This window comes from Aquabacterium sp. (assembly GCF_044226965.1).
In the GTDB taxonomy this organism is placed as follows: domain Bacteria; phylum Pseudomonadota; class Gammaproteobacteria; order Burkholderiales; family Burkholderiaceae_C; genus Pseudaquabacterium.
In genome coordinates this window covers 166,862-192,881 of the sequence record NZ_JBGAGA010000003.1, presented here as the reverse complement: position 1 = coordinate 192,881, position 26,020 = coordinate 166,862, and the positions used below count along the sequence as shown (strand labels likewise).

The 26,020-nt window shown below is 71.4% G+C and carries 25 protein-coding genes and 1 pseudogene; 8 read left to right on the top strand and 18 right to left on the bottom strand.

Annotation, left to right across the window (positions count from 1 at the left end; all coding sequences use genetic code 11):
- Positions 1-1,268 (bottom strand): annotated as a pseudogene (locus tag ACILR4_RS02820) (class I tRNA ligase family protein); the annotation flags it as partial.
- A gap of 189 nt (positions 1,269-1,457) precedes the next feature.
- On the opposite strand from ACILR4_RS02820, the gene ACILR4_RS02815 reads away from it, so the two are divergent.
- Positions 1,458-2,336: a MipA/OmpV family protein gene (locus ACILR4_RS02815; RefSeq protein ID WP_395699299.1), complete on the top strand. Its 879-nt coding sequence runs from the start codon at positions 1,458-1,460 to the stop codon at positions 2,334-2,336.
- A gap of 10 nt (positions 2,337-2,346) precedes the next feature.
- Here ACILR4_RS02815 and ACILR4_RS02810 read toward each other — a convergent pair whose 3' ends face one another.
- The 4 genes from ACILR4_RS02810 to ACILR4_RS02795 are packed head-to-tail and all read right to left on the bottom strand — an operon-like array spanning position 2,347 to position 6,442.
- Positions 2,347-3,306, bottom strand: a complete 960-nt coding sequence (locus ACILR4_RS02810; protein ID WP_395699298.1) for a bifunctional riboflavin kinase/FAD synthetase — start codon at positions 3,304-3,306, stop codon at positions 2,347-2,349.
- Positions 3,307-3,324: 18 nt separating this feature from the next.
- The gene (locus ACILR4_RS02805; RefSeq protein WP_395699297.1) at positions 3,325-4,047 is read right to left on the bottom strand and encodes a pseudouridine synthase; all 723 of its coding nucleotides are present in this window, start codon (positions 4,045-4,047) and stop codon (positions 3,325-3,327) included.
- Positions 4,044-5,453, bottom strand: a complete 1,410-nt coding sequence (locus ACILR4_RS02800) for an alpha/beta fold hydrolase (protein ID WP_395699296.1) — start codon at positions 5,451-5,453, stop codon at positions 4,044-4,046. The genes ACILR4_RS02805 and ACILR4_RS02800 overlap by 4 nt, the downstream gene beginning before the upstream one ends.
- Positions 5,453-6,442, bottom strand: coding sequence for a P1 family peptidase (locus ACILR4_RS02795; protein WP_395699295.1), 990 nt, complete (start codon positions 6,440-6,442; stop codon positions 5,453-5,455). The genes ACILR4_RS02800 and ACILR4_RS02795 overlap by 1 nt, the downstream gene beginning before the upstream one ends.
- Before the next feature lie 148 nt (positions 6,443-6,590).
- Here ACILR4_RS02795 and ACILR4_RS02790 point away from each other — a divergent pair, with 148 nt between their 5' ends.
- Entirely contained in the window at positions 6,591-7,253 is a 663-nt protein-coding gene (locus ACILR4_RS02790; RefSeq protein WP_395699294.1) for a hemerythrin domain-containing protein, read from the top strand.
- A gap of 63 nt (positions 7,254-7,316) precedes the next feature.
- Here the strand turns inward: ACILR4_RS02790 and ACILR4_RS02785 are convergent, their stop codons facing one another.
- From ACILR4_RS02785 to ACILR4_RS02770, 4 genes are read right to left on the bottom strand one after another with little or no spacing between them, the layout of a single operon-like run.
- On the bottom strand, positions 7,317-8,690 hold the full coding sequence (locus tag ACILR4_RS02785) for a GAF domain-containing protein (protein WP_395699293.1): 1,374 nt from the start codon (positions 8,688-8,690) through the stop codon (positions 7,317-7,319).
- Entirely contained in the window at positions 8,687-9,202 is a 516-nt protein-coding gene (locus ACILR4_RS02780; protein ID WP_395699292.1) for a hypothetical protein, read from the bottom strand. Before ACILR4_RS02780 ends, ACILR4_RS02785 begins: the two co-directional genes overlap by 4 nt.
- 9 nt (positions 9,203-9,211) lie before the next feature.
- Positions 9,212-9,640 (bottom strand): 4-oxalocrotonate tautomerase family protein, encoded by a 429-nt coding sequence (locus ACILR4_RS02775; RefSeq protein WP_395699291.1) that lies wholly within the window; start codon positions 9,638-9,640, stop codon positions 9,212-9,214.
- Positions 9,641-9,643: 3 nt separating this feature from the next.
- Positions 9,644-9,847 (bottom strand): hypothetical protein, encoded by a 204-nt coding sequence (locus ACILR4_RS02770; protein WP_395699290.1) that lies wholly within the window; start codon positions 9,845-9,847, stop codon positions 9,644-9,646.
- A gap of 141 nt (positions 9,848-9,988) precedes the next feature.
- On the opposite strand from ACILR4_RS02770, the gene ACILR4_RS02765 reads away from it, so the two are divergent.
- Entirely contained in the window at positions 9,989-10,894 is a 906-nt protein-coding gene (locus ACILR4_RS02765) for a LysR substrate-binding domain-containing protein (RefSeq protein ID WP_395699289.1), read from the top strand.
- A 1-nt stretch (position 10,895) separates the two neighbouring features.
- Here the strand turns inward: ACILR4_RS02765 and ACILR4_RS02760 are convergent, their stop codons facing one another.
- Together ACILR4_RS02760 and ACILR4_RS02755 are read right to left on the bottom strand one after the other, a co-directional pair.
- Positions 10,896-12,011 carry an acyl-CoA dehydrogenase family protein gene (locus tag ACILR4_RS02760; RefSeq protein ID WP_395699303.1) on the bottom strand — a complete coding sequence of 372 codons (1,116 nt, stop codon included), beginning with the start codon at positions 12,009-12,011 and terminating at the stop codon, positions 10,896-10,898.
- A gap of 5 nt (positions 12,012-12,016) precedes the next feature.
- Entirely contained in the window at positions 12,017-13,198 is a 1,182-nt protein-coding gene (locus tag ACILR4_RS02755; RefSeq protein WP_395699288.1) for an acyl-CoA dehydrogenase family protein, read from the bottom strand.
- A gap of 105 nt (positions 13,199-13,303) precedes the next feature.
- Between ACILR4_RS02755 and ACILR4_RS02750 the strand changes: the two genes are divergently transcribed.
- Positions 13,304-14,512 (top strand): MFS transporter, encoded by a 1,209-nt coding sequence (locus tag ACILR4_RS02750; RefSeq protein ID WP_395699287.1) that lies wholly within the window; start codon positions 13,304-13,306, stop codon positions 14,510-14,512.
- Positions 14,513-14,516: 4 nt separating this feature from the next.
- Here the strand turns inward: ACILR4_RS02750 and ACILR4_RS02745 are convergent, their stop codons facing one another.
- Together ACILR4_RS02745 and ACILR4_RS02740 are read right to left on the bottom strand one after the other, a co-directional pair.
- On the bottom strand, positions 14,517-15,158 hold the full coding sequence (locus tag ACILR4_RS02745; RefSeq protein ID WP_395699286.1) for a TIGR02281 family clan AA aspartic protease: 642 nt from the start codon (positions 15,156-15,158) through the stop codon (positions 14,517-14,519).
- 10 nt (positions 15,159-15,168) lie between these two features.
- Positions 15,169-15,669 (bottom strand): YajQ family cyclic di-GMP-binding protein, encoded by a 501-nt coding sequence (locus ACILR4_RS02740; RefSeq protein WP_395699285.1) that lies wholly within the window; start codon positions 15,667-15,669, stop codon positions 15,169-15,171.
- Between the two features lie 171 nt (positions 15,670-15,840).
- Between ACILR4_RS02740 and murB the strand changes: the two genes are divergently transcribed.
- Positions 15,841-16,869: a UDP-N-acetylmuramate dehydrogenase gene (gene murB, locus ACILR4_RS02735; RefSeq protein WP_395699302.1), complete on the top strand. Its 1,029-nt coding sequence runs from the start codon at positions 15,841-15,843 to the stop codon at positions 16,867-16,869.
- 31 nt (positions 16,870-16,900) lie between these two features.
- On the opposite strand, the gene ACILR4_RS02730 is transcribed toward murB, so the two are convergent.
- Positions 16,901-19,135 carry an ATP-binding protein gene (locus ACILR4_RS02730; RefSeq protein WP_395699284.1) on the bottom strand — a complete coding sequence of 745 codons (2,235 nt, stop codon included), beginning with the start codon at positions 19,133-19,135 and terminating at the stop codon, positions 16,901-16,903.
- 31 nt (positions 19,136-19,166) lie between these two features.
- Positions 19,167-19,679, bottom strand: a complete 513-nt coding sequence (locus tag ACILR4_RS02725; protein ID WP_395699283.1) for a hypothetical protein — start codon at positions 19,677-19,679, stop codon at positions 19,167-19,169.
- Between the two features lie 134 nt (positions 19,680-19,813).
- On the opposite strand from ACILR4_RS02725, the gene ACILR4_RS02720 reads away from it, so the two are divergent.
- The 3 genes from ACILR4_RS02720 to ACILR4_RS02710 all read left to right on the top strand — a co-directional run bounded on the left by ACILR4_RS02720 (position 19,814) and on the right by ACILR4_RS02710 (position 23,949).
- Complete coding sequence (locus ACILR4_RS02720) at positions 19,814-21,781, top strand: protein kinase domain-containing protein (RefSeq protein ID WP_395699282.1); 1,968 nt, start codon at positions 19,814-19,816, stop codon at positions 21,779-21,781.
- Positions 21,782-21,898: 117 nt separating this feature from the next.
- Positions 21,899-23,599: a long-chain fatty acid--CoA ligase gene (locus ACILR4_RS02715; RefSeq protein WP_395699281.1), complete on the top strand. Its 1,701-nt coding sequence runs from the start codon at positions 21,899-21,901 to the stop codon at positions 23,597-23,599.
- A gap of 98 nt (positions 23,600-23,697) precedes the next feature.
- Positions 23,698-23,949, top strand: coding sequence for a cysteine rich repeat-containing protein (locus ACILR4_RS02710; protein ID WP_395699280.1), 252 nt, complete (start codon positions 23,698-23,700; stop codon positions 23,947-23,949).
- 29 nt (positions 23,950-23,978) lie between these two features.
- Here ACILR4_RS02710 and ACILR4_RS02705 read toward each other — a convergent pair whose 3' ends face one another.
- The 3 genes from ACILR4_RS02705 to ACILR4_RS02695 all read right to left on the bottom strand — a co-directional run bounded on the left by ACILR4_RS02705 (position 23,979) and on the right by ACILR4_RS02695 (position 25,962).
- Positions 23,979-24,446 carry a VOC family protein gene (locus ACILR4_RS02705; RefSeq protein WP_395699279.1) on the bottom strand — a complete coding sequence of 156 codons (468 nt, stop codon included), beginning with the start codon at positions 24,444-24,446 and terminating at the stop codon, positions 23,979-23,981.
- A 72-nt stretch (positions 24,447-24,518) separates the two neighbouring features.
- On the bottom strand, positions 24,519-25,355 hold the full coding sequence (locus ACILR4_RS02700) for a DUF6597 domain-containing transcriptional factor (RefSeq protein WP_395699278.1): 837 nt from the start codon (positions 25,353-25,355) through the stop codon (positions 24,519-24,521).
- Positions 25,356-25,371: 16 nt separating this feature from the next.
- Entirely contained in the window at positions 25,372-25,962 is a 591-nt protein-coding gene (locus ACILR4_RS02695) for a DUF924 family protein (RefSeq protein ID WP_395699277.1), read from the bottom strand.
- Positions 25,963-26,020: the final 58 nt, after the last annotated feature.

Genomic DNA, 26,020 nt, shown 5'->3' with positions numbered 1-26,020 from the left:
CCATGCGCACGAACCACTGCGCCGCGGCGCGGTAGATCACCGGCGTCTTGTGGCGCCAGCAGTGCGGGTAGCTGTGCGTGATGGTCTGCGTGGCGAACAGGCGGCCGGCGTTCTTCAGCGCGTCGATGATCGCCGGCACCGCCTTCCAGATGTTCTGGCCGCCGAACAGCGGGAAGTCCGGCGCGTAGCTGCCATTGCCCTGCACCGGGTTCAGGATCTGGTCGTACTGCATGCCGTGCGCGACGCAGGAATTGAAGTCGTCCAGGCCGTAGGCCGGCGAGGAGTGCACGATGCCGGTGCCGTCATCGGCGGTGGCGTAGTCGGCCAGGTACACCGGGCTCAGCCGGTCGTAGCCAGCGTCGACATGCGCCAGCGGATGGCGGAAGTTCAGGCCACCGAGCTTCTCGCCCGGCGCGGTGGCGACGATGCTGCCCTGCAGGCCATAACGCTCCAGGCACGCGGCCACCAGGCTCTCGGCCAGCACCAGCAGGCCGCGCTCGGTGTCGACCAGTGCGTAGGTGAGCGCCGGGTTCAGGTTCAGCGCCTGGTTGGCCGGGATGGTCCACGCGGTGGTGGTCCAGATCACGACAAAGGCGTCCTTCGTGAACGGCGTGACGTCGAAGGCCGCGGCCAGCTTGTCCGGCTCGGCGCAGAGGAAGCCGACGTCCAGCGTCTGGCTCTTCTTGTCGGCATACTCGATCTCGAACTCGGCCAGCGAGCTGCCGCAGTCGAAGCACCAGTACACCGGCTTCAGGCCGCGGTAGACGAAGCCGCGCTCGATCACCCGCTTGAAGGCGCGGATCTCGCCGGCCTCGTTGGCGAAGTCCATCGTGCGGTAGGGCCGCGCCCAGTCGCCCAGCACGCCCAGGCGCTTGAAGTCCTCGCGCTGCTGGTCGATCTGCTCGGTGGCGTAGGCGCGGCTCTTGGCCTGCATGTCGTCGCGGCTCAAGTTGCGGCCGTGCTTCTTCTCGATCGCGTTCTCGATCGGCAGGCCATGGCAGTCCCAGCCGGGCACGTACTGCGCGTCGAAGCCGGCGAGTTGCCGGGCCTTGACGATCATGTCCTTCAGCACCTTGTTGACGGCATGACCCATGTGGATCTGGCCGTTCGCATACGGCGGGCCGTCGTGCAGGATGAACTTCGGCGCGTTGCAGCGCGCGTCGCGCAGTTGCTTGTACAGCGCGCATCGGGAACGGGGTGTCGGGCAGGTTCAGCGTGCTGCGGTAATCGGTGCCGGAGGAGGTGTGGGTGGTGCTCGAATCGGTCATGGCCTGTCGCGCCGCATGTGGCTCGGCGCGCTCGTCTAGGGAGGAGAAGTCAAGCCGCCGAGCCGTCAGGGCGCGGCGGCGGCTGGCAGATCAGACGATCGAGCGCTGAATTCGGTCGCGCGTGGTCTGGCGTCGCGTGGCGGCATGCCCACGCTGGCTGTCAAACTTGAACCCGCACAATGCCATGCCATGAATTCTACTGAAGCACGCTGTTCGTCCCGTGTCGTGTGGCGCGCCTGGGGCTCGGCGCTGGCGGCGCTGGCCCTGGCCGGGGCTGTCCGGGCGGCCGAATCCGAGACGCCGGAGGCAGGTGCTGGCGATTCGTCGCCCCCCGCCGCGCCGACGCGCTGGGAGGGGGCCGTCGGCCTGCTGATGCACTACAACCCCTCCTACCTGGGCAGCAACGACAGCAAGCTGCACGCGCGGCCCGGGCTGTTCCTGCGCTACGGCCGCTTCTCGGTCACCACCGCCGGCGGCTTCGTCACCCGGCGCAACAACGATGAAGTGCAGCGCGGCCTGGCGGCCGAGCTGGTCTCGCGCGACCGGCTGCGGGTGAGCCTGTCGGCGCGCCTCGACGGCGGGCGCGACGAGGGCGACGATCCCATCCTGCATGGCTTGGGCGATGTACGGGCCACGGTGCGCGGCCGGCTCTCGGCGGTGCGCGAGTTTGGCGAGGGCTGGAAGCTCAGTGCCGGCTTCAGCCCCGATCTGCTGGGTCGCGGCGGCGGCATCGTCGGCGACATGGGCCTGAGCTACGACTGGCCGCTGACGCCGACGCTGAAGGCCAGCGTCTCGGCAGGCTTCACCGCGGCCGACCACCGCTACATGCAAAGCTACTTCGGCATCACGCCGGCACAGAGCCTGGCCTCGGGCCATCCGGTGTACGAGCCCGGTGCCGGGCTGCGCGATGTCGGCGTCGGCTTCGGCCTGCGCGCCGACCTGGGGCCGCACTGGATCGGCTTCGCCAACGCCAACACCACGCGCCTGATGGGCCCGACGCTGGACAGCCCGCTGACCCGCAGCCGCAGCGCCTGGGGCATTGGCGGCGGCCTGGCCTGGCGGTTTTGACGGCCCCGGCTCAGCTGCGCGCAAACCACGCGCGCGCGTCGGCCTCGTCCTGTGCGATGCCGGCGCGCAGTGCCTCCAGGGACTCGTAGCGCCGCTCGTCGTGCAGCTTGTGCAGCAGCTCGACCTTCAGCACCCGGCCGTAGCCGGCCTCGGGGCCGAGCGAGGCGGGCCATTCGAGGCAGTGGGTTTCCAGCAGCACGCGACCGGCGTCTTCCACCGTCGGCCGCACGCCCAGGCTGGCCACGCCGGGCAGCGGTGTCTCGGCGAGCCCGTGCACGCGCACGACGAAGATGCCCATCGCCGCCGGCCGGCGGTGCGCGAAGCGCAGGTTCAGCGTGCGAAAGCCCAGCTCGCGGCCGAGCTTGCGGCCATGCACCACATGGCCGCTGATGCTGTAGGGCCGGCCCAGCAGTGCGGCCGTGCGGGCCATGTCACCGGCGGCCAGCGCCTCGCGCACCGCCGAGCTGGAGACGCGTAGCCCGTGCACCTCATAACTCATCATGCGAGCGACATCGAAGCCCTGGCGCTGGCCGGCGGCATCGAGCATCGCGTAGTCGCCGGCGCGCCGGGCGCCGAAGCGGAAGTCGTCGCCGACCAGCACGTAGCGGGCCTGCAAGCCCTGCAGCAGCACGTCGTCGATGAAGGCCTGCGGCGTCTGCGCGGCGAACGCGGTGTCGAAGCGCAGCACCACGACCTGGTCGACGCCGCAGCGTTCCAGCTCCGACAGCTTGTCACGCAGCGTCGCGATGCGCGCAGGGGCCTGATCGGGCTGGCCGCTGCGGGCCGCGAAGTAGTCGCGCGGGTGCGGCTCGAAGGTCATCACGCAGCTCGCCAGCCGGCGGTGGCGCGCCTCGTTGATCAGCAGCGCCAGCATCGCCTGGTGGCCGCGGTGCACGCCGTCGAAGTTGCCGATGGTCAGCGCGCAGGCGGGCGCCAGGCCGGGATGGTGGAAACCGCGAAAGACCTGCATGCCCCGAATTATCCCGGCTCAGCCGGTGATGGCCGCGAGCCCTTCGACCCAGGCCCACTGGCCCGGCGCCAGCGTGGCCGGCAGCAGCAGCTGGCCGAAGCTGCTGCGGTGCAGGCCGCTGACATGGTTGCCCACCGCCGCGACCATGCGCTTGACCTGGTGGTACTTGCCCTGCACCAGGGTCAGCCGCAGCGCCTGCGGGCCGGTCATCTCGCAGCCTTCGGCGCGCACCGGCTTCGGGTCGTCGTCCAGCACCACGCCGGCCAGCAGGCGCTGCACCTGCTGCGGCTCGACCGGCCGTGCGGTCTGCACCTCGTAGACCTTGGGCACCTGCTTCTTCGGCGAGGTGAGGCGGTGGATCAGCGCGCCGTCGTCGGTCAGCAGCAGCAGGCCGGTGGTGTCCTGGTCCAGCCGGCCCACCGGCTGCACGCCGCGCCGGCGCAGCGGTGGCGGCAGCAGCATCATCACGCTGGGCCAGGCCGAGGGCTTCTGCGAGCACTCGTAGCCGGCAGGCTTGTGCAGCATCACCAGCGCCTGTTCGTGGCAGACCCAGGGCCGGCCCTCGACCTCCAGTGCCAGGCCCTGCGCGACGAAGCCGGCGGCCGGGTCGGTGACGACCTCGCCGCCCACGCGCACCAGGCCGATCTCGATCAGGCCCGCGCATTCGCGCCGCGTGCCGAAGCCCTGCGCGAACAGGATCTGGTCGATGCGCTGCGGGCGCGGGCTCGGCCGCGCGGTCATTGGTGCAGTTCGAGCATGACGAGGTGGTTGTCCGCGGCTGGCCAGACGCGGCCGACCACCCGCTCGGCCAGCTCGCCGCTGCGGAATTCGCCGGCGATCGGCCGGTCGGCCGCGCTGGTGAGCTTGAGCTTGCTGCTGGACACGCCGGCCACGCCGGGCGGGATGCCGGGGGGCAGCTGGCCGTCGAAGCTGAGCGTGTCGCGCGGCAGGCCGAAGTAGCCGCGCGGCCGGGTGAAGGTGACGATCGCGGCCGCGCCCTTGTCGGCCTCGGCGATGCGCTCGGCGCGCAAGTGCACGATGTTCGACGACCGCGGGAACGGCGAGCGGTAGACATGCATCACCGCGTAGCCGGGCGCGCTGACGACGAACTCCAGCGCCGTGCGCGCGTCGGTGGTCAGCGGGCCCCACAGCCCGTCGGCGCCGACGGCCTGGTCCACCAGCGCGGCGCCGCGGCGGGCGCCGGTGTCGGCATCCACCGCATACACCGCCACGTGGGCGCCGGCCAGCGGCAGGTTGGTCGGCCCGCCCGGCCCGTAGCCCGAGACCTTGCCGCTCAGGGTGACGCGCTCTTCGGGCGTTATGGCCGTGCTGGCCGGTGCCCGGCCGGTGATGAACTCGTAGGCCGCCGCGAAGGCCTGCGGGTGGTAGCTGGTCTCGCGGTGGTCGCGCCCGGGCAGCACGATGTTGCGCGCACCCTTCAGCGCCGGGCCTTCGGCGGTGACGTTCGTCGGCGTGCCCTTGGCGCCGATCCACACGCCGTCGGGCTGCGCGAACTTGTCGTTGTTGTCCGAGCGCACGGTGGCCCATTGCACGCCGGGCGTCACCTCGTTGCCTTCGGCGCCTTTGGGCGCATTCAGCGCCTGCAGGAAGGGACCGGCGCCGTTGAACTCGTTGTTGGGCCGGAACTGCGGATTGGCCCACACGCCGTGGTTGGGCGTGCCGCCGAGGATGGCATGCGACACGGTCTTGTCGCCGCCGCCGTTCTGGATGTAGTTGCGGATGGCATTGCCGCCGCGCGAGTTGCCGATCAGCACCACCTTGGCGGCACCGGTGGCGGCCAGCACGCGCTGCACCTCGGCGGCGAGGACCTCGCGCTGCTCGGTGCTGCTGCTGCGGCCGGGCTGGGCCACGGTGTCATCGTCGCGCGCCAGCGGGTTCGGGAAGTCGACGGCGTGCAGCCGCTCGCGCGGCCAGCCCTGGCTTTCGTAGCGCCACTGCATCGTGGTCCACAGCGCGGCGGTGTCGCCGTTGCCGTGCACGAAGACGATGGGCGGCCGCTGGGTGGTGTCGGGTGGCGGGCTGGCGCAGCCGGCGAGCAGCGCGCCGGCGAGCAGCGCGAGGCCGGCCAGCAGGCCGCGGCGGGGCAGGAAGTAACCCATGGGCAATGTCTCCTTGGTGTTGTTCATCAGGACCAGCCGAGTTCGCGCGCCGAGGGCAGCTCGGGCAGGCCGGTGGTGTGCAGGCCCTCGGCCGCGGTGATGGCGTTGAGCACCGCGCGCGCCGTCACCTCGGCCGCCAGCGCGCCCAGCACCGTCAGGTTGCCGGGCCTGGCCGCGCCGCCGGTGGCCAGCGCGAACAGCGTGTCGCCATCGGTCTGTGTGTGGACGGGGTTGATGCTGCGCGCCAGCCCGTCATGCGCCATCGAGGCCAGCTTGTTGGCCTGCGCCTTGGTCAGCTGAGCGTCGGTGGCGACGATGCCGATCGTCGTGGCCATGCCCTGCATCAGCCGCTCGGGCAACTCGCCGCGCAGCAGGCAGGCCAGGCTGTCGCGCGGCGTGCGGCCATCGGCGGCGCGTGCGCCGGCCAGCACGCGGCCGCTGCGCGGATCGACCACGTCGCCGATCGCGTTCACCGCGATCAGCGAGGCCACGGTGATCGCGCCGACGCGCACCGACGCCGTGCCGATGCCGCCCTTCATCGCGTGGCCGATGCCGAACAGCTTGCCCACCGTGGCCCCGGCGCCGGCGCCCACGCTGCCCTGCGCCGGTGGCGCGCTGCTGGCGGCCTCGCAGGCCGCGAAGCCGGCCGCCGCATCGGGGCGGATGCGCGCATCGCCCACCCACAGGTCGAACAGCACCGCGGCCGGCACGATGGGCACGCGCGCCGGGCCCACCGGCACGCCATGGCCGCGCGCTTCCAGCCACTGCATGACGCCATCGGCCGCGGCCAGGCCGAAGGCGCTGCCGCCGCACAGCAGCAGCGCGTGCACCTGCTCGATGACGTTCTGCGGGTCGAGCAGGTCTGTCTCGCGCGTGCCGGGCGCTGCGCCGCGCACGTCGACGCCGCACACCGCGCCCTGCTCGCACAGCAGCACGGTGCAGCCGGTCGGGCGACGCGTGTCGGTGTGGTGGCCGATCTTCAGGCCGGCGATGTCGGTGATGCTTCCGGGATGCATGGGGATGGCAGCCTACCACCGGGCTCGCGTGCCCCGGGGCGCGCGGCCTTTACGAGATTCTTAAGGTGGACCGACGGGGATTCTTACGAACGCGCGGAGGCGCGAGTTCCTAAGCTGTCGGCACATCGTCAACACATCGGAACCGACCATGAGCAACGCCCCCCGTCACGACATCTACGCCTTCATCCACAAGGGCCTGCGCGCCTTCATGGCCCACACGCTGGTGCGCGTGGGCCGGCTCGATGCGCACGACCCGGCCGAGGTGGCCGAGGTCGGCGCCGAGCTGAAGGCGCTGCTGGCGATCTGCCGCGGCCACCTGGAACACGAGAACCACGTGATCCACAGTGCGATGCAGGCGCGCGCACCGGGCAGCGCCACCGCCCTGGGCATCGAGCACGAAGGCCACATCGTCGCGATCGACCAGCTGGCCCAGCTGCTCGAGCAGGTGCCCGGCAACGCCGAGGCCGCCAAGACGCTGTACCGCACGCTGAGCCACTTCGTCGCCGAGAACTTCGAGCACATGCAGCGCGAGGAGACCGAGCACAACGCGGTGCTGTGGGCCACGCACACCGACGACGAGATCCGCGCGCTGGAGCACCGCATCGTCAGCAGCCTGAAGCCCGAGCAGTCAGCGCTGTCGATGCGCTGGATGCTGCCGCACATGACGCCGGCCGAACGCGCCGCGATGCTGGGCGGCATGCGCCGCACCGCGCCGGCCGAGGTGTTCGACACCGTGCTGAGCCAGGTGCGCCCGCTGCTCGGCGGCCGCGACTGGCGCAAGCTCAGCGTCGCGCTGGACCTGGGGCTGTGATGTCGCTGGCGGGCTATCTCTGGCGGCTGGGGGGCTGCAGCACGCCGCCGCCGCGGGCCCCGGTCAGCCGTCGATGTCCATCAGCCGCACCGGCTGGCGCAGGCACAGCCGGAACAGGCCGCGCCCGGTCTTCTCGATCGCCAGCGCCGGGCAGCGCTCGGCCAGCCGGCGCTGCAGCAGCACCAGCCGCGCCTCGAGGTTGTCGCTGACCTCGGGCAGCCCCAGGTCGGTGGCGGCGCGCAGCTCGCGGTTGCTGAAGTCGCAGCGGCCGCTTTCTTCGTGTGTTAGCAACAGCTTCCACAGGATGGCGCCGGCCACGCCCTTGATCAGGTAGTCGTGGCCGACGAAGATGCTGTGGTTCTGCCGGTAGTGGCGGACCTCCAGCAGCGGCGCGGCGTCCACCGGCGGCGCCTCGATCGCCGGTGCCAGGTTCGGGTGCACGGCGGCCAGGTCGGCCGCCTGCTGCTGCTGCGCCAGCAGCGCCCCGGCCAGCACCGCGCCCAGCGCGACCAGCGCGTCCTCGTCGTCGTAGCTGAAGCGCAGGTCCTGCGGGCTCTCGACGCACAGCACGCCCAGCAGCCGGCCGGCGGCCAGCAGCGGCACGGCCAGCTGGCTGTGCGGCTCGGCCAGGCCGGGGAAGGGGATCTCGGTCTCCAGCGCGAGCCCGCGCGAGGCGGCACCGGCGCGCGCCGCCTGGCCGTAGGCGTACTCCATCGTCATGTGGTTGATGCGGATCGGCACGCGGTGCTCGGCGGCCACGCCGATCACCCCGTCGCCGAACGCGATCTCGGAGCCGACACCGGTGCTGCTGTAGCCGCGGCTGGCCACGGTGTACAGGCGCTGGCCGGGCTCGTCGGCCATCAGCAGCAGCGCGTGCGTGATGCCGAACTCCTGCGCCAGCAGGCTCAGGCTCAGGTCGAACAGCGCGCCCATGTCGCCGCAGTTCGCGAGCTGCAGGCTGGCGCTGCGCAGCGAGTTCAGCAGCAGCCGCGGGCCGGTGGGTCGCGGCCGCGACTGCACGCCCGGCACGCGGTGCACCGACTGCACGCGGTACACGTCGGCCCCCTGCAGCTTGAACACCCCGCTCATGCCGGTGTGCGAGGCAATGCCGGCCAGCTTGGCCTTCATCGACTGGAACAGCGGCCCCAGCGTCTCGGTGCGCAGGTACAGCAGCGAGAGGTGGTAGCTATCGCTGGTGATGGGGTCGATCACCAGCGCGGTGGCCTGCGGGTTGGCGAGGATGTTCTCGCGCGTCTTGTTGAAGAACTGGAACGACAGCGCCACATGCTGCGGGTCGACGTACTGCATCTGCGACACGTAGGTGGCATTGGGCGTGCCGTCGATCGCGCAGGTCGCCAGCACTGCGGGAATCACGCCTTCGAGGCTGGCGCGCACTTCGTCGAGCGTGGCGGGCTTGCCGCCGGGCAGCGTCGTCATGGTGCGGGCCGCGCCTGCAGGCACATCGCCGCGCCGGCGCCGGGGCCGGGTGTCTGCGAGAACGCGCCATCGGGCGTGAAGCGCACCGCCAGCAGCTGCGCGGGGTCGTGCCAGAACACCGCGTGCACGTATTCGTCCTGCCAGCCGAGCTGGCGCAGTTCGTTGGCAAACAGCGCCACGTGGCGCCGCGCCAGCGCCACGTCGGCGGCATTGGCCGGCACCAGGCGCGCATCTCGGCCCTTGAGCTGCACCGTGCGGTTGCTGCTGGGCAGGCTGAACACCACCGCGATCAGGCCGTTGTGCGCGATGTCGCGCAGCACCGCCTCGCCGGCTTCGGCGAACACCAGCACCGTGACCTGGCTTCCGTCGGCGCCGACGCGGCAGCCGACGCCCTTGGCGATCGAGGGCACCAGGCGGTCGTCGCGGCCGGCGACGGTGATCGACAGGCCGCTCTGGATGAAGGTGGCCAGCTCGGTTGGCAGTTGCTGCGGGGCGGGGGTGTCGTCGCTCACCCGCAAATGCTAGCCGAGCGATTCGGCCGGCTGCGGCGGTGTTTGCCGCAGGGCGGCTGCGCGCGCCGCCTGCGTCTGGCCGTCGTAGCCCCAGTCGCCGGTCGGCAGCTCGCGCACGATCACGTAGCTGGCCTCTTCCAGCCTTCCGCCGGGGGCCAGCTGGCGCTGCAGCTCGGCCTGCGCCGCGGCGATGAAGGCGGCCTTCTGCGCCGGCGTGTTGCTGCCGGCGCTGATGCTGATCTCCAGCCACGCGGTGGGCCGGCGCAAGGCCGCGCCGCCGATGAACCAGGCCGCATCGGGCAGGTCCTCGATCACCACCGCGGTGACCTCGCGGCGCTTGCCCAGCGTGTCCACCGTGATGTCGGTCAGCGCGCGGGCCAGCGCCGGGTACAGCGCCGGGTTGTGCAGCGGGGCGATCTTCAGGTTCAGTGTCGGCATGGTTCAGGCTCCGTGGACGCAGGGCGCACGACGGGCCGCGCGGGCATGGCGCGGGCGGCTCAGCAGCCGGCGCAGCGCGCGGCCGAGCGCGGACCAGAAGGCCTGCTCGGCCTCGGCGCGCAGTTCGGCGGCGCGGCGGCGGGCAGCGTCGAATATCGCGGCATGCTCGGTGGGGGACAGTCGGGGCGCTGGGCCGGCGAGGGACATGGTGGTCTCCAGTGAAGCGGGTTGCGGGAGTGGCTTCACTGTAGGAATCCGCGTCGCGCCGCGAAACGGCGTCGCGCCCAAAGTGGTGTTGCGCGCGCTGCAAAGCCCGTTTGGCGCGCGCCGCGATTAGCATGCAGCGCGATGGACGAGCTGGCCTTCGACGACCTGAAGCTGTTTGCACGCGTGGCGGCGCTGGGCACGCTGTCGGCCGTCGCCCGCGAACGCGACGTGCCGGTGAGCCAGGTCTCGCGTGCCCTGCAGCGCATCGAGCGCAGCTGTGGCGCACGCCTGATCCACCGCTCGACCCACGGCCTGGCCCTCACCGCCGAGGGCGAGACCTTCCTCGGCTATTGCCACCGCATCGGCGGCACGATGGAGGCGCTGGAGGGCGAGTTCGCCGCCCACTCGCGCGAGCCGGCCGGCCTGGTGCGGGTGGCGGCCAGCACGGTCATCGCGCAGTACCTGCTGGTGCCGAGCCTGGCGTCGCTGGGTCAGCAGCACCCCCGGCTGCATGTCGAGATCGAGGTCAGCGACCGGCTCGCCGACATGGCGCGCGATGGCATCGACATCGCGATCCGCACCGCCAGCGCGTTGCCCGAGACGATGATCGCGCGGCAGATCGGCCACCTGGGCCGGGCGCTGTATGCCGCGCCCGCGTACGTGGCGCTGCACGGCTTGCCAGCGCATCCGGACGCGCTGGCGCGGCACCGGCTGGTGACCAACACCGCGGCGCCGCAGTTGAACCACTGGCCCTTCCTCATCGACGGCAAGCCGATTAAGCTGGCGGTGGAGGGCGACTGGCGCACCAACGACACCGGGCTGGCCGCCAACATGATCCTGCAGGGCCTGGGCATCGGCCGCCTCGCGACGGTGGCCGCGATCCCGCTGGTGCAGCAGGGGCAGCTGGTGCCGGTGCTGGCCGACTACGTCGACCTGCAACAGGTGCCGATCTACGCCGTGACGGCCAGCAATCGCCAGCGCCTGCCGAAGATCCGCGCCTGCATCGACCACTGGAGTGCCTGGATCGGCAGGCACTCCGCGGTCTGAGTCAGGCGAAGACGCCGGCGGTGTCCTGCATCCGGGTCGACACCTCGCCCAGGTGGTACTGCGTGTCGCCCAGGCTCAGCTCCAGCATCGTCAGGCGCTTGAAGTAATGACTCGCGATGTACTCGTCCGTGACGCCGATGCCGCCGTGCAGCTGGATGCACTGCTGGCCGACGAAGCGCATCGAGTTGCCCAGCTGCACCTTGGCCTGCGACAGCGCGCGGCGGCGCGCGGCCGGCGCCTCGCCGAGCTTCAGCGTGGCGTAGTAGCTCATCGAGCGGCCGAGCTCGAGCTGCATCTTCACGTCGGCGATGCGGTGGCGCAGCGCCTGGAAGGTGGCCAGCGTGACGCCGAACTGCTTGCGCGTGTTCATGTATTCCACCGTCACCGCGACCAGCTTGTCCATCGCGCCGACGGCCTCGGCGCACAGCGCGGCGATGCCGACATCGGTGGCGTACTCCAGCGTCGCCAGGCCATCGGTGGTGACCAGCGCGGCCGGCGCGTTGGCCAGCTTCACTTCGCCCGCGCGGCCGCCGTCCTGCGTCGGATAGCCGCTGACCGTGACGCCGGCCGCGCCCTTCTCGACCAGGAACAGCGCGATGCCCTGCGGCCCGCGCGCCGAGACGATGAAGGCATCGGCCTCGTCGGCCGCGGCCACCACGCTCTTCTGGCCGCTGAGCGTCCAGCCGCTGCCGGCCTGCGTCGCGGTGGTGGTCACCGCATCGAGCCTGTAGCGCGCGCCGCGCTCGACGAAGGCCGGCACCACCAGCGCTTCGGCCGCGGCCACCTTCGGCAGCCAGGCGGCCTGCAGCGCGGCGGGCGCGGCCTGCAGCAGCGCGGGCGTCATCAGCGCGCCGGCGGCCAGCGGGGCGTTCACCAGGCCGCGGCCCAGCTCTTCCATCACCACCATGGCCTCGACGGCGCCGAAGCCCATGCCGCCATGTTCTTCCGGCACCGCCAGGCCGGTCAGGCCCAGCTCGGCGAGTTCGCCGTACACGTCGCGCGTCTTGCCGCCGGCCTTGGCAATGCCGTGGCGGCGCTCGAACGAGAAGCCTTTTTCGACCCAGCGGGCCACCGCGTCGCGCAGCGAGACCTGATCGTCGGAGAAGTCGAAGTCCATGATGCTCAAGCCCCCAGCACGGTTTGCGAGACGATGTTGCGCTGAACTTCGTTCGAGCCGCCGTAGATCGTCGTCTTGCGCATGTTGAAGTAGGTGCCGGCCAGCGGCGCCACCGCGGCCGCACCGGCGAACTCGCCCTGCCAGCCTGCTTCCATCGCCTCGTGCACGAAGGGCTGCGCGAAGGGACCGGCGGCCAGCATCATCAGCTCGGTGTAACGCTGCTGGATCTCGCTGCCGCGGATCTTCAGCAGGCCCGCGATGTCCAGGCTCTGCTTGCCGCTCTTTTCGGCCGATAGCACGCGCAGCACCAGCATCTCCAGCGCGACGATGTCCACCTCCAGCAGCGCGATCTGGTCGCGGAAGCGCAGGTCGTCGTACACGCCCTCGGCCTTGGCAAGGCGCTTCAGGCGCTCGAGCTCGCGCTTGGCGCGGTTGACGTCGGCGATGTTGGTGCGCTCATGCGCCAGCAGGTGCTTGGCGTAGGTCCAGCCCTTGTTCTCCTCGCCGATCAGGTTCTCGGCCGGCACCTCGACGTTGTCGAAGAACACCTCGTTGACCTCGTGCTCGCCGTCCATCGTGATGATCGGCCGCACGGTGATGCCGGGCGACTTCATGTCCACCAGGATGAACGAGATGCCGGTCTGCGGCTTGCCCTCGGTGCTGGTGCGCACCAGGCAGAAGATCCAGTCGCCGTACTGGCCGAGCGTGGTCCAGGTCTTCTGGCCGTTCAGGATGTACTTGTCGCCCTTGCGTTCGGCGCGGGTCTTCAGCGAAGCCAGGTCCGAGCCCGAGCCGGGTTCGCTGTAACCCTGGCTCCACCACACCTCGCCCGAGGCGATGCCGGGCAGGAAGCGCTTGTGCTGCTCGGGTGTGCCGAAGGCCATGATCACCGGCGCCACCATCACCGGGCCGAAGGGCACGATGCGGGGCGAGCCGGCCAGTGCGCACTCTTCCTCGAAGATGTGCTTCTGCACCGCGTTCCAGCCCGGGCCGCCGAACTGCCGGGGCCAGCCGTAGCCCAGCCAGCCCTTGGCGCCGAGGATCCTGGCCCAGCGCTGCATGTCCTCGCGCGACAGGCGCAGCGAGTTCAGCACCTTGTGGCTGATGTCCTTGGGCAGGTTTTCCGCCACCCACTGGCGGATTTCGGAGCGGAAGGCCAGTTCTTCCGCGGTGAAGTTCAGGTCCATGGCAGCTTGTCTCCAGGCAAAGCGGCAGCAGCGCCGAGTTTTAGCACGATCGTTCGAATTTGACTTGTCCCTGCCGTGACAGCGGGTCTGCCCATAATCAGTCGGATGTCCGAGGAATCCGGGCCGGGCCATCCCGGCTATCGCGCCACGGTGTCGGCGCTGGCGCTGGGCCAGCTGCTGTGCTGGGCAGCGCTGTACTACACCTTCTCCACCTTCGTGCTGCCGATGCAGCAGGCGCTGGGCTGGGACAAGCCCACGCTGATGGGCGCCTTCACGCTCGGGTTGGCGATGTGGGGCGCCGGCAGCTATGCCGCGGGTGCGGCCATCGACGCCGGCCGCGGCCGCGCGCTGATGACCGCCGGCGCGGCGCTGGCCGGCTTGGGGCTGCTGCTGTGGTCGCAGGTAAGTGCGCCCTGGATGCTGTACGCGGTGTGGGCGCTGCTCGGCGCGGCGATGGCGATGACCTTGTACGAGCCGGCCTTCAACGTGCTGACCAAGCGCTACCCGCTGCGCTACCGCGAGGGCATCACGACGCTGACGCTGGTGGGCGGCTTCGCGTCCACGCTGTGCTTCCCGGCCGTCGCCGCGCTGCAGGCGGCCTTCGGCTGGCGCGGCGCGCTGGCGGTGATCGGCGCGGTGCTGCTGCTGGCGATTGCGCCGCTGCACTGGTGGGCGCTGGGCGGCCCGGCCATCGTGGCCGCCCCGGCCTCGCACGACGAAGCCGACGACGCCACCTTGCACGAGGCGCTGCACGAGCCGGCGTTCTGGCTGCTGGCGATCTGCTTCACCTTGCACTCCTTCGTGCAGGCGGCGCTGTGGGCGCATGTGATGCCGGCCTTCGCGGCCAAGGGCGTGCCCGAAGGCCAGGCGCTGCAGGTGCTGGTCACCGTCGGCCCGGCCCAGGTGGCCGGGCGGCTGCTGTACGTGTGGCTGGGCCGCGGCTGGTCGCTGCGGGTGATCGGCGCGGTGGTGATGGCCTGCCTGCCGGCGGCGATGACCCTGTTCGCGCTGAGCCGCTCGCTGTACGCGCTGCTGGCGTTTGCCGTGCTGTTCGGCATGGCCAACGGGCTGGTCACCATCGTGCGCGGCGGCCTGGTGCCCGAATACTTCGGCCGCACGCATGTGGGCCGCATCGGCGGCGCGATGTCGGGCATCGGCCTGCTGGCGCGCGCGGCGGCGCCGCTGTCGATGGCCTGGCTGTTGCTGGTCGTGCCCGGCTACCGCGAGGCCCTGCTCGGGCTGGCGCTGATGGGCGTGCTGGCCACGCTGGCCTTCTGGCGTGCCCGGCCCCCGGTGGCCTCGGCGCCGCGCTGAAGGTTCAGCGGCGCTCCAGGCGCATCGTGTCGCTGTCGCGCCGCATCGTGAAGCGCGATAGGAAGCTGTTGCCCAGCAGCACCATCGGCATGTCGGCCTGGAGCACCACCGCGTCGACGTTCGACACCTCGACATCGCCGACCCGCACCGAGCTGAGGTTGACGCCGTAGACCGGCACCACGCCGCCAGCGGTCTGGGTCAGGTTGCGGCGGCCGCGCTTCCAGTCGATGCCGATGCGGTCGGCGTCGGCCTGGCTCATCGCGATCGAGGTGGCGCCGGTGTCGACCATGAACTGCACCGACTTGCCGTTGATGCTGCCAGTGGCCATGAAATGCCCGCCGGGGCCGACCGGCAGCACGATCTCGCGCCCACTGCCGGCGTTGCCGGCGCCGCCGACGCTGGCGGGCGCCGCGCCCAGCCGCACCAGCTGCGTCCTGCCGGCGATCTCGACCTCGGCCTCGCCATCGCCCACGCGCTTGAGCGTGACGCCCTTGACCGTGCTGCCCACCGCCACCGTGTGCGGCTGGCCGTCGATCAGCAGCAGCGCCTTGCTGCTGCCCAGGCTGCCCGACAGGGCCACCGATTGCGCCAGTGCCGCAGCACTGGCGGCCGCCAGCAGCAGGCCGGCGAGGCAGCGCTTCGTCATCGGCCGGCGCCTAGTCGCGGAAGTTGTTGAAGGCCAGCGGCACGTCGGTCACTTCCTTGCGCAGCAGCGCAATGGCCGCCTGCAGGTCGTCGCGCTTGCCACCGGTCACGCGCACGGTGTCGCCCTGGATCGCGGCCTGCACCTTCAGCTTGCTCTGCTTGATCAGCTGCTGGATCTTCTTCGCGGTGTCGCTGTCGATGCCCTGCTTGACCGGCACGCTCTGGCGCACCTTGTCGCCCCCGAGCTTTTCGAGCTTGGCGCTGAAGTCGAGGAAGCGCACGTCGACGCCGCGCTTGCTCAGCTTGGCCAGCAGGATGTCCTTGACCTGGCCGACCTGGAAATCGCTGTCGGCCAGCAACTGCAGCGTGCGGTCCTTGCCCGATTCGACGCTCTCGATGTGCGCCGACGAACCCTTGAAATCGAAGCGCGTGCCGATCTCCTTGTTGGACTGCTCGACGGCATTGCGCAGCTCCACCAGGTTGGGTTCTAGGACGGTGTCGAAGCTCGGCATGAGGGGCAGTTCGGGGCGTGGGCGAAGGGCAAAAATTCTGCCACGCCCATACTGCCTGCGGCACGTTGCCAGATCAAGTCCGGGCCATGTGCCGAGCAGGGCGGCCATCGGCGAAAATCACGCATGGACCGCGATCCCGATTCCGCCGCCTCGCCTGCCGCTGCGCCCGCACTGGCCATCGAACGCGGCGTGAACCTGCGCGGGTTCAACACCTTCGGCCTGCCGGCCACCGCGCACACGCTGGTGCGCATCCGCGCCGATGCCGACGTGCGCCGCGTGCTCGACCATCCCGAGCTCGGGCGTGCGCCCAAGCTGGTGCTGGGCGGCGGCAGCAACCTGATCCTGACCCGCGACCCCGAGGCCGTGGTGCTGAAGGTCGAGGTGATGGGCAAGCGCCTCGTCGAGGAACGGCCCGACGCCTGGATCATCGAGGCCGGCGGCGGCGAGCGCTGGCACGACGTGGTGGCCTGGTCGCTGGACCAGGGCCTGCCCGGCCTGGAGAACCTGGCGCTCATTCCCGGCACCGTGGGGGCCGCGCCGGTGCAGAACATCGGCGCCTACGGCATCGAGCTGCAGGATCGCTTCGAATCGCTGGACGCGATGAGCCTGGTCACCGGCCGCAGCGTGACGCTGGATGCGCCGGCCTGTGCCTTCGGCTACCGCGACAGCGTGTTCAAGCGCCAGGGCTTCGGCGGGCTGGCGGGCAAGTCCCTGATCACCCGGGTGCGGCTGAAGCTGCCCAAGCCCTGGCGGCCGATGCTGGGCTACCTCGACCTCGAGCGCCGCATGGCCGAGACCGGCAACCACAGCCCCGATGCCCGCACCATCTTCGACTGGGTCTGCGCGATCCGCCGTGCCAAGCTGCCCGACCCGGCGGCCATCGGCAATGCCGGCAGCTTCTTCAAGAACCCGGTGGTCAGCCCCGAGCAGTGCCGCGACATCATCGCGCGCGACCCGCACATCGTGCACTACCCGCTGGCCGATGGCAGCTTCAAGCTCGCCGCCGGCTGGCTGATCGACGCCTGCGGCTGGAAAGGCAAGAGCGTGGGCCGTGCCGGCGTCTACGAGAAGCAGGCGCTGGTGCTGGTGAACCGCGGCGGCGCGATCGGCGCCGAGGTGGTCACGCTGGCCAAGGCCATCGAGGAAAGCGTCTACGGCCGCTTCGGCATCCGGCTGGAGCCGGAGCCGGTGGTGGTGTAGCCGCGGCGCCGGGCGCTGCGGCCTGGCCGCGTCATTCGCGCGTCAGCCCCTCGGCGGCGCACAGGCTGCGCGTGGCCGTCACCAGCTCTTCGTAGCGCTGCACGGCCAGCGCCAGCTGCGCGGCGCTGAGCGTGCCGCCTTCGCGGCTCAGCGTGGCGGCGGCATCGGCCAGCGCCGGCAGGCCGAGGTTCAGCGCGGCGCCTTTCACCGCGTGGGCGGCGCGCTTGAGGGTTTCGGTGTCGGCCTCGCGCATGGCCTCGCGCATGCGCTGGGCGGTGTCGGCGGCCTGTTCGAAGAAGCCGCCGTACAGCGCCAGCGAGCGGCCGCTGCCCATCAGCTCGGCCACCTCGGCCAGCGCGGCGTGGTCGATCAGCGCATGTTCGCGTGGCGCGGGCGGCGGTGCGCCGGCCTCGGCGGCCGCCGTGCCGGGCAGCGCGGGCACCGGTGGCGCGGTGCTGGGGGTGCCGAACTGCCGCGCCAGCAGGGAGGTAAGCGCCTGCAGGCTCACCGGCTTGGTGATGACCTCGTCGATGCCGGCGCGCAGGCAGCGCTCGCGCGTGTCGGCGAACACGTCGGCGGTGAGGGCGATGATGCGCACCTGCGAGGCCGGCGGCGGCAGCTGGCGGATCGCTTCGGTCGCAGCCACGCCGTCCATCACCGGCATGTGCACGTCCATCAGCACCAGGTCGAAGGGCCGCTCGCGCATCGCCTGCACCGCTTCGAGCCCGTTGGTCACATGGTGGCCCTGGTGGCCCAGGCGCTCGAGCAGTGCAGCCAGGTACATGCGGTTCACTGGGTGGTCCTCGGCCACCAGCACGCGCAGCACATGGGGCGCGGCGCCGGCGTCGGCGGGGGCCGCCGGCCCGCCGCTCGCCGGCTCGGCGGCGGGCACCAGCGCGCAGCGGAAGCTGAACACGCTGCCGGCGCCCGGCGTCGAGCGCACGACGATCTCGCCGCCCATCAGTCGCGCCAGGTTGCGCGAGATCGCCAGCCCCAGCCCGGTGCCGCCCTGGCGCCGCGCGCGCGGGTCGTCGGCGCGGGCAAAGCGCTGGAACAGCCGCGACACGGTCTGCGGGTCCATGCCGATGCCGGTGTCGCTGACATCGAACTCCAGCTGGGCATGGCCGTCCAGGCCCGCGACGCGGCTGCAACGCAGGATCACGCTGCCGGCCTCGGAGAACTTGATGGCGTTGTTCAGCAGGTTGTAGAGCACCTGCCGCGTGCGGGTGGGATCCAGCCGCACATGGGCGGGCAGGCTGTCGTCGTAGCGGGTCTCGAGGGTCAGGCCCTTGGCGCTGGCCTGCGGCTGCATCAGCGCCTGCACCTCGTTGACCAGCGCGCGCAGCGCGACGGTCTGCGGCTCGAGCACCAGCGCGCCCGATTCGAGCTTCGACAGGTCGAGGATGTCGTCAAGCAGGCTCAGCAGGTGGGTCGCCGATTCGTCGGCGGTGCGCAGCCATTCGCCGGCCTGTGCGTCGCGCGGGGCTTCCTTCAGCAGCGAGAGCATGCCGAGCAGGCCGTGCAGCGGCGTGCGCAGCTCGTGGCTCATGTCGGCCAGGAACTCGCTCTTGGCATTGCTGGCCGATTCGGCCTCGATGCGCGCGTCGCGCAGCTGGTCGGCCAGCGTCTCCAGATGGCGGCGGCGCTGCTCGAGCTTGCGCATCTGGCGCAGCGCGATCAGCGCGAACACCAGCACCATCGCCGACAGAAAGCCGGTCAGGCCGAGCCCGATCTCGTTGTGCTGGCGCACCTGGTCCTGCCGCTCGGTGAGCTGCGAGGCCACCTGGTGCGAGGCGTCGAGCAGCAGCTGGTGGATCGGCTCGCCCAGGGCCACCAGCTCGGCCAGCAGCGCGCGCGCGGCCTGCGGGCTCAAGGGGCCGCGCGGCTCGGCGCTCAGGTACAGGTCGCCGCGGCTGCTGAAGCTGTCGATCTGCCGCAGCACCTGCTGCGCGTTGGGCACCTGCTGCAGCAGGCGCTGCGCGCGCTCGGTGCGCAGCAGCGCCACGCGGCTCAGGAAGATGTCATAGCGCAGCTGCAGGTCGGCGGGCCGGGACGCGGCGGTGTCCAGGTCCTGCCGCCATTGCTCGCGCAGCCGCAGGTACTCGGTCTCCAGCTGGTACAGGCTGAGCACCAGGTAGTCGTTCTGGCCCTGCACCGTCATGTTCAGCAGGGCGTACTGGCGCACCTGCACGAAGGCCGCCGCCAGCAGGGTGGCCACCAGCAGCAGCCCGGTGACGCCGAACCACGGCGACACCCGCTGGTTCATGCACAGGCCCCCAGGGGGTTGAGGCGGCGGCTCATTGGATTTCTATCGCCTTGAGTTGCCACGCGCAGCGGGTGTAGTACAGCGCGCGGCGCAGCGCGCTGTTGCTCTCGAAGGGGTAGATGATGAACAGCGGCCCCTTGTCGCGCACCGACATCGGCTTGTCGTCGAGCAGGCGGGCCAGCAGCACGTCGTAGCGCTGCACGTCGTCGAACGGGATGTCGACGCGGTAGTCGTTCAGCGCGGTGGCCTTCAGCGACTGGCCTTGCGCCATCGCGGCCGAGAGCACGTCCCGCAGCAGCGGGCCGGTGAACTTGCGCGGCTGGCTGTACCAGGGCGTGCGCGTGGTGAAGCTCTGCTGCGGCAGGCGCTCGAGCATGCCCATGTCGAACAGCGCCTGGGGCTCGCCCTGCGCCTGATGGTTGGGCGAGCGGATGCGGCCGGTCAATGTGAGCACCACCGCGCCTTCGGGGGCATCCAGTGCCCGCGCGGGCCTGGCGACCATCGCGCCCAGGGCGGCCAGGCACAGCAGGTGGCGACGTTGCATCGTGGCGCTAGGGCCTGTTCCGGCGGAAAGTGACTATGGTAACCGGCCCTTCGCGTGCTACCCGTGCGCCAGTTCACCAGATTGAGGTGAGCCCCGCTGGGACGGCGCGATGCCGTGGGTTAAGCTTTTGAATTATGTCCAGCGCCGGCACCTTTACCACCGAAGGGCACTCGAACGCCCTGCCGCCGGGCACGCGGCTGGGCGAGTTCGAGATCCGCCGGGTCATCGGCGTCGGCGGTTTCGGCATCGTCTACCTGGCCTTCGACCATGGGCTCGAACGCGAGGTGGCCATCAAGGAGTACATGCCCTCGTCGCTGGCCGCGCGCACGGCCACGCTGCATGTCTCGCTGACCTCGCCGAACAACGAGGAGACCTTCAAGCTCGGCCTGCGCAGCTTCGTGAACGAGGCCAAGCTGCTGGCGCGCTTCGACCATCGCTCGCTGATCAAGGTGCACCGCTTCTGGGAAGAGCGCGGCACCGCCTACATGGTGATGCCGCTGCTGCGCGGGCGCACGCTGCGCGAGGCCCGGCGCGTGCTGGGGCCGCCGGACGAAGCCTGGCTGCGCGGCGTGCTCGACCCGGTGCTCGGTGCGCTGGAGGTGCTGCACCGCGAGGACGTGTTCCACCGCGACATCGCGCCGGACAACATCCTGATCGGCGAAGACAGCGTGCCGATGCTGCTGGACTTCGGCGCGGCCCGCCACGTCATCCAGGGCCGCAGCCAGACGCTGACCGCGATCCTGAAGCCCAGCTACGCGCCGATCGAGCAGTACGGCGAAGCGACCAACCTGCGCCAGGGCGCCTGGACCGACCTGTATGCGCTGGGGGCGACCTTCCATTTCCTGATCACCGAATCGCCTCCGCTGCCGGCGACGGTGCGCACCGTCAGTGACGATGCGGCGCCGCTGGCCAGCGTGGCGCGGCCCGGCATCTCCGAACGCTTCCTGCGCACGGTCGACTGGATGCTCGCGCCGCGGCCGGCCGATCGGCCGCAGTCGGTGCAGGACCTGCGCGAGGTGCTCAGCGGTCGCATCGAGGTGCCGGTGCGCGTGGTGCTGCCGCCGTCGCCCACGGCCTGGCAGCGCACCGAAGTGCAGCCGGAGCGGGGCGCCGACATTCCGCTGGGCCTGGACGAGCTGCCGCAGAACGCCGTGCCGGTGTCGGTGCCGCCCTCCGTGCCGCCCTCGGTGCTGCCTGCGCCGCCGGTCCCGGTGCGCGCTGCGCCGCCGGTGACCCCGGCGCCGTTGCCGATGGAGACCGAAGAGTGGTCGGCCACCGCCGACCGCGTGTTGCCGCCGCAGCCCGGTGGCCTGCCCAAGCGGCCGATGTTGCCGATGCTGGCGGTGGGCGGCGGCGTGGTGCTGGCCGGCGCGGCGCTGCTGTGGGTGTTGCAGCGCCCGGCGCCTGCGCCCGCACCGGTGCCGGTGGCGCACGAGCCGGCCGCTTCGGCGCCGCTGGCCGCCTCGGCGGCCGCGCCGGTGGTGCTGGCCGCGTCGGCGGCCACCGTCGACACCAGCGCGGCCTCGGCCGCCGCCAGTGCGGTGGCGCAATCGCCCGTCGCCGCACCCGCTGCTTCCGTCGCCGTGGCGCCCACCCCGGTCGCGCCCTCCGCGCCGGTGCGCGTGGCCGCGCCTGTGCGCACGGCACCGGCCCCCGCGCCCGCGGCGATGACCGTGGACAACGCCGCGCTGCGACCCTTGCCGTCCTCTGCGACGGAGGCGGGCGGGGGCCAACGCCGTGCGGCCACTGCCGCCAACAGCCGCAATGCCACGGCGGCGGCCGGACCGGCCGTGACGAATCCGCCGCCCGAGCGCCGTCCACCGGTGCTGCCGGGCCCGGGCACCGATGGCGCACCGTACCCGCGCCAGAACGTCCCGGTCGAGACACCGGCGGCCGCGCGCGCCGGCAACGATGGTGCGCTGACCCCGATGCCCGCGAGCCGCAACGCCGACCCGCGCGAGAACTGCGGCGGCCGCATGCTGCTGGCCCTGCACAAGTGCCTGGTGCGCGAGTGCGCCAAGCCGCAGTACTACGACCATGCCGAGTGCGTGCAGGTGCGCGCGATCGAGGAGCGCGCCCGCGCCCGTGTCGGCGGCGGGTAGCCTGCCGCCCGGATGCGTCCCGCACGGGACATTCCGCGGGTTCGCCGGGTTGCCGCGCCGGCCCGGCATGGGCTACACCCGGGGGCTGGTTCCAACCCCCTGCCACAGACCCGCGCCATGCCCCTGCCCATCACCCGCCCGCACCATGCCATCTGGCCCGCGCGCCTGCCGCGCGCGCTGGTGCTGCCCGAGACCAGCCTGTGGTTCAACCTGGTGGTCTCGGCCACGCGCTTCCCCGATCGCGCGGCCTACCGGTTCTTCGGCCGCCCGATGACCTATGCCGAACTGCGGCGCCAGGCCGAGAGCCTGGCCGGCTGGCTGCAGGCGCAGGGCGTGAAGAAGGGCGACCGGGTCATCGTCTTCATGCAGAACTGCCCGCAATACGTGGTGGCAGTGCAGGGCGTGCTGCGCGCCGACGCGGTGGTGGTGCCGGTGAACCCGATGAACAAGGCCGACGAGTTCGGCCACTACATCAGCGACTCGGGCGCGCGCATCGTGCTGACCACGGCCGACCTGGCCGGTATCGTGGCCGAGGCCGATGCCGCATTGCCGGCCGCGCAGCGCCTGCAGCGGATCGTCGCCACGCGCTTCGCCGAGGCGATGCCCGAGGGCCCGCTGGACCCCGCCGAAACGCCGAACGAGGCGATCCTGAAATGGCTGCTGGCCGACCCGCCGCTGCCACCGGGCACCCTGCGCTGGGCCGAGGTGCTGGCCTCCGGCCATGCGCCGGCGCCGCACACCGCCGGCCCCGACGACATGGCGCTGCTGCCCTACACCTCGGGCACCACCGGCAAGCCCAAGGGCTGCATCCACACGCACCGCACGCTGATGCACAACGCCATCGGCGGCGGCCAGTGGGGCCATGCCGGGCCCGAGACCGTGAGCCTGGGCGTGGTGCCGATGTTCCACATCACCGGCTTCATCTACGGCGTGCTGGGCTCGGTGGCCGGCGGCGGCACCACGGTGATCCTGCCGCGCTGGGACCGCGAGCTCGCCGGGCGGCTGATCGCGCGGCACCAGGTCTCGCACTGGACCTGCATCCCGACGATGATCATCGACCTGTTCGGCAGCCCCCACTACGCCAGCTTCGACCTCTCCAGCCTGCGCTACCTGTCGGGCGGCGGCGCGGCCATGCCGCAGGCGGTGGCCGAACGGCTGCAGCGCGAGTTCGGCATCACCTTCGCCGAAGGCTACGGCCTCACCGAGACCGCGGCGCCCACGCATGCCAACCTGCCCGAGCGGGCCAAGCTGCAGTGCCTGGGCATCCCGATCTTCGGCACCGATTCGCGCATCATCGACCCCGACACGCTGAAGGAACTGCCGCCCGGCCAGACCGGCGAGATCGTCTCCAGCGGGCCGCAGATCTTCAAGGGCTACTGGGGCCACCCCGAGGCCACGCGCGAGGCCTTCATCGAACTCGACGGCAAGCCCTTCTTCCGCACCGGCGACCTCGGCCACATGGACGAGGAAGGCTACTTCTTCATCACCGACCGCCTGAAGCGCATGATCAACGCCAGCGGCTTCAAGGTCTGGCCCAGCGAGGTGGAGCTGCTGCTGTTCAAGTGCCCGGCGGTGCAGGAGGCCTGCGTCATCAGCAGCCGCGACGCCTACCGCGGCGAGACCGTGAAAGCGGTGGTCGTGCTGCGCGCCGAGGCGCGCGGCAAGACCAGCGAGCAGGACATCATCGACTGGGCCCGCGAGCACATGGCGGCCTACAAGGTGCCGCGCCTGGTGGAGTTCGTCGAGGCGCTGCCCAAGTCCGGCTCGGGCAAGGTGATGTGGCGCTTGCTGCAGGAAAAGGAAGCCGCTACCCAGTGAGCGGCGGCTTCACACGCCTTTACCTGCCGTGGCGTCGGCGACATTGCGGCGATGGCCGTTGCTGGGCATCCTTGGCTTTTCTCTCACTGGAGTCGCCCATGCTCACGAAGATCTCCGCTCCACTGCTGCTGGCCCTGGCGGCCGCGGCGCTTGCGCCGTCCACCTTCGCCGCGGAACGCGGCCGCGTCACCGAGGCCTGCAAGGCCGACATCAAGAAGCTGTGTCCCGGCGTCAAGCCCGGCGGTGGCCGCATCGCCGAATGCCTGAAGGACAAGAAGGACCAGATGTCCGACGAGTGCAAGGCCGACCTGGCCAAGAACGCGGCGGCGAAGAAGGGCGGCTCGTCCTGATCCTGCGCGCCGGCCGCTGATTTTCTGGGTTAGCTTTCCGGCGCCTGGAACAGCGCCGTGTAGCGGCGCTGCATTTCCTCCGGCGTGAGCTTCTCGATCTCGTGCCCCAGCAGCCACTGGTGGCCGAAGGGGTCGCGCACGCGGCAACTGCGCTCGCCGTAGAACTGGTCGGTGGGCGCCATCTCCATCGTCGCGCCGGCGGCCACGGCGCGGGCGGCGCAGGCATCGCAATCGTCCACATGCAGGTGGATCGAGGCGCCGAGCAGCTGCCCTGGCGACGGCGCCAGCAATCCGTACTCGGGGTATTCCTCGCTGACCATCAGCACGATCGGCCCCAACTGCAGCTGGGCATGCCCGATGCGGCCATCCGGCTCGACCAGCCGGAACTGCTCGATGGCGCCGAAGGCATGCACGTAGAACGCGATCGCGCTGGCCGCGCCCTTGACGCGCAGGTAGGGGAACACCTCGTGGATCACCGGGGCAGGGGGCAGCGTCATCGTCGGCTCCTGGGTTGCATGCCTGCAGCGAAGCTTACGGGCGACGGGCCCGCGCCGGCTTGAAGAATTTTTCTACGGGCAGGCCACGTGCGTCGCGAAGCCCGTGGCGTTGCGCAGGTAGTCGGTCGGGCTGAAGCCCGCGAAGCGCCGGAACTCGCGCGCCAGGTGGGCCTGGTCGGCATAACCTGCATCCGCAGCGGCCAGGGCCCAGGCGCCGGCACGCGGCGCGCGTGACAGCAGCGTGTGAAAGCGCATCAGCTCCGCATGCCGCTTCGGTGCCACGCCGCAGGCCGCGCGGTAGCGGGCGATGAAGCGCGCCGGCGAGCAGCCGCTGGCACGCTGCACGTCGCCGATGCGCTGCTCGCCGCCGGCCAGCCGGCCGATGGCCCACTGCACCAGCGGGTCTTGCAGGGTGGACGGCGCGGCCGTGCGACGCAGCCGGGCCCGCAGCGCGGTCTCCAGCGCCTGCAGCCGCGTTTCCGGCGCGGCGAGGCCCCGCGGGCCCGTCAGGCGCTCGCGCAGCGCGGGGCCGAAGCCGGGCCACAGGTCGGCCAGCGCGATCGTCTGGTCGGTGAAGCGGTCGGCCGGTGCGTCGAAGAATGCTGCCAGTCCGCCGGGCCGGAAATGCACGCCGACGACGCACAGCGCGCCCGCGGTGTCGCGCAGGGTCGGCCCTTGCTGCAGGCCCTGCAGCACGCCTTCGGCCAGAAGCCGGCCGCAGCGGTCGGCCACACCGTCGTAGCGGTGCACATGGTCCTGCGTCAGCGGCACCACCAGGTCGGCACAGCCGTTGGGCAGCCCCCATTCGCGGCCATGCGGCAGCGGCCCGGCGCGCTGGCTGGTCCACAGCGTGTCGATGAACAGGTCCAGCGGGGGTGCCGGACGGCGGCTGAGCCAGGGTGCGTGCATCGCCCGTGCCCGATGGTCAGAAGCCCGAACCGGGCGTCTTCAGGAACGCCAGTTCCTCGGGCGTGCTGGCCCGGCCCAGCGCCGCATTGCGGTGCGGGAAGCGGCCGAATCGCGCAACGATGTCGTGGTGCCGCTGCGCCCATGGCAGCAGCCCGGCCAGCGCCGGCTCGTCGCGCTCGAGCTGGCCGAACAGCGCGAGTGCGCGTTGCTGCTGCGCCAGGTCCTCGGCATGTTCGAAGGGCAGGTAGACGAACTGGCGCTGCACGCCGGTGAGGCCACGGTCCCGGCCGCTGTCCACCAGGGCCTGGGCCGCCGCCAGCGCCCGCGCGTCGCCGGCGAACGCGCGGGCGGTGTCGCGGAAGGCATTGCGCGTGAACTGGTCCAGCACGATCACCTCGGCCAGCGCGCCGTGCGCGTCGGCCGCCCAGGCCTGCAAGGCGCCGGCCAGGCCGGCCTCGATCAGATCGCCGAAGCGCGTGCGGATGCCTTCATCGAAGGCCGCGTCCTTGCGGAACCAGGCGGGCCGCTGCGCCGCATGCTGCGGATCATCGGGTGGGCCGAACCAGAAGTCCAGTACGGACTGGGCGCGCGGGTTGATTGAAGCCATGGCCCGAGACTCGATTCCTCAAACACGTGGATCGAAGACCGTCGCATCATAGCGACGG

Bases quoted from the DNA above. Each gene is read 5' to 3' on its own strand.
- ACILR4_RS02750 (WP_395699287.1), top strand. From the start codon at position 13,304: ATGTCCGAGGAATCCGGGCCGGGCCATCCCGGCTATCGCGCCACGGTG.
- ACILR4_RS02770 (WP_395699290.1), bottom strand. From the start codon at position 9,847: ATGTCCCTCGCCGGCCCAGCGCCCCGACTGTCCCCCACCGAGCATGCC.
- ACILR4_RS02745 (WP_395699286.1), bottom strand. From the start codon at position 15,158: ATGACGAAGCGCTGCCTCGCCGGCCTGCTGCTGGCGGCCGCCAGTGCT.
- ACILR4_RS02805 (WP_395699297.1), bottom strand. From the start codon at position 4,047: ATGACCGCGCGGCCGAGCCCGCGCCCGCAGCGCATCGACCAGATCCTG.
- ACILR4_RS02730 (WP_395699284.1), bottom strand. From the start codon at position 19,135: ATGAACCAGCGGGTGTCGCCGTGGTTCGGCGTCACCGGGCTGCTGCTG.
- ACILR4_RS02765 (WP_395699289.1), top strand. From the start codon at position 9,989: ATGGACGAGCTGGCCTTCGACGACCTGAAGCTGTTTGCACGCGTGGCG.
- ACILR4_RS02705 (WP_395699279.1), bottom strand. From the start codon at position 24,446: ATGACGCTGCCCCCTGCCCCGGTGATCCACGAGGTGTTCCCCTACCTG.
- ACILR4_RS02795 (WP_395699295.1), bottom strand. From the start codon at position 6,442: ATGCATCCCGGAAGCATCACCGACATCGCCGGCCTGAAGATCGGCCAC.
- ACILR4_RS02740 (WP_395699285.1), bottom strand. From the start codon at position 15,669: ATGCCGAGCTTCGACACCGTCCTAGAACCCAACCTGGTGGAGCTGCGC.
- ACILR4_RS02785 (WP_395699293.1), bottom strand. From the start codon at position 8,690: ATGACGACGCTGCCCGGCGGCAAGCCCGCCACGCTCGACGAAGTGCGC.
- ACILR4_RS02775 (WP_395699291.1), bottom strand. From the start codon at position 9,640: ATGCCGACACTGAACCTGAAGATCGCCCCGCTGCACAACCCGGCGCTG.
- ACILR4_RS02725 (WP_395699283.1), bottom strand. From the start codon at position 19,679: ATGCAACGTCGCCACCTGCTGTGCCTGGCCGCCCTGGGCGCGATGGTC.
- ACILR4_RS02710 (WP_395699280.1), top strand. From the start codon at position 23,698: ATGCTCACGAAGATCTCCGCTCCACTGCTGCTGGCCCTGGCGGCCGCG.
- ACILR4_RS02790 (WP_395699294.1), top strand. From the start codon at position 6,591: ATGAGCAACGCCCCCCGTCACGACATCTACGCCTTCATCCACAAGGGC.
- ACILR4_RS02755 (WP_395699288.1), bottom strand. From the start codon at position 13,198: ATGGACCTGAACTTCACCGCGGAAGAACTGGCCTTCCGCTCCGAAATC.
- ACILR4_RS02760 (WP_395699303.1), bottom strand. From the start codon at position 12,011: ATGGACTTCGACTTCTCCGACGATCAGGTCTCGCTGCGCGACGCGGTG.
- ACILR4_RS02700 (WP_395699278.1), bottom strand. From the start codon at position 25,355: ATGCACGCACCCTGGCTCAGCCGCCGTCCGGCACCCCCGCTGGACCTG.
- ACILR4_RS02720 (WP_395699282.1), top strand. From the start codon at position 19,814: ATGTCCAGCGCCGGCACCTTTACCACCGAAGGGCACTCGAACGCCCTG.
- ACILR4_RS02815 (WP_395699299.1), top strand. From the start codon at position 1,458: ATGAATTCTACTGAAGCACGCTGTTCGTCCCGTGTCGTGTGGCGCGCC.
- ACILR4_RS02800 (WP_395699296.1), bottom strand. From the start codon at position 5,453: ATGAACAACACCAAGGAGACATTGCCCATGGGTTACTTCCTGCCCCGC.
- ACILR4_RS02715 (WP_395699281.1), top strand. From the start codon at position 21,899: ATGCCCCTGCCCATCACCCGCCCGCACCATGCCATCTGGCCCGCGCGC.
- ACILR4_RS02810 (WP_395699298.1), bottom strand. From the start codon at position 3,306: ATGCAGGTCTTTCGCGGTTTCCACCATCCCGGCCTGGCGCCCGCCTGC.
- ACILR4_RS02695 (WP_395699277.1), bottom strand. From the start codon at position 25,962: ATGGCTTCAATCAACCCGCGCGCCCAGTCCGTACTGGACTTCTGGTTC.